This is a genomic window from Mesorhizobium sp. 01N446, assembly GCF_056399285.1.
The window spans coordinates 1-945 of sequence record NZ_JBFTRA010000031.1 but is presented as its reverse complement, the minus strand read 5'-3'; the positions used below and the strand labels follow the sequence as shown (position 1 = coordinate 945).

At 58.4% G+C, this 945-nt stretch carries 1 protein-coding gene; it reads right to left on the bottom strand.

The genetic code is table 11. The annotated features are described in order from the left end of the window. Positions 1 to 451 precede the first annotated feature (451 nt). On the bottom strand, positions 452 to 751 hold the full coding sequence (locus AC1DPX_RS35070) for a hypothetical protein (RefSeq protein WP_477242590.1): 300 nt from the start codon (positions 749 to 751) through the stop codon (positions 452 to 454). Between the last annotated feature and the right edge of the window lie 194 nt (positions 752 to 945).

The window sequence follows — 945 nt, the reverse complement described above, 5'->3', positions numbered from 1 at the left end:
GTCTGATCCAGCGCCCTCCACGAGCGAGGTGCTCGGGTGCGGTCGTAACGTGATTGCCATGCTTCAGTTGCGGGGCAGGGACTTCAGTCGGGGGGATCGCCGGACCTTAGCCTCACAGCGGAACGCAAATGCGTGCGTGCCATTGCTCGTCGCCTTCATGGTTCTGGTTTTTGGTTGCCGACGGTTTGGGGCTTGTGGCCGATCTGTTTTCCAGCCCACCAGGGCGCTATCTTCGGACGCCCGGGAACATAATTATTGTCGCGCCGTCTTCGGGATCCAGCGGTTTATGCCCAGGTTCTTCATGGTAGAGGACCTGGCGTAGATCGCGCTGATCGACCAACTGTCCGCAGTAGGGACAGGAATAGAAATGGTCGTCTTCTCGTGCTGGCTCGGCGCCATGTCGCTTGCCGTGAATAGGCGGGCCAAGGTCTGAAAGCTTGGTCATAACGCGTCAACCCGGTTCATCGAGCAGCGCCTTTTTCCGCTTGGGTGGGACGTAGCTCTGGACCAAACGCAGCTTGTCCAGATCAACCGTAACCATCGTCCCCAACGTGACCGTGACCTTGTCACGGTCAATCCGCGTAACGTGGCCGGTTAGCTCGATCTGCTGACCCTTCACCAGCTTGGTGGCCGGATCGATTATCGAATGGGGGAAATTGTAGCTGGGGATCGAGACGCTGACGCGGTCTTCCGTGACGCGCTTCAGCACCGTCGCCATTATCGCCACTTCGTCGCCAATCTTTATTGCCATGCACTGATTCTGGCGCGGCATCCGATGGCGTCAAGGATTAGCGGAAGCTAAATTAATCTCTTTCGACCGCGAACTTGAAAACGTCCCGCCGGCCCTGATCCACCACCCGGAACCAATGAGCCTGCACGGTTCGGATCACGAACGGCCCGGCCGTGATCTTGTTCATGGCCTCCAAAGCACTGGTTCCGTGGGCG

Bases quoted from the DNA above. Each gene is read 5' to 3' on its own strand.
- AC1DPX_RS35070 (WP_477242590.1), bottom strand. From the start codon at position 751: ATGGCAATAAAGATTGGCGACGAAGTGGCGATAATGGCGACGGTGCTG.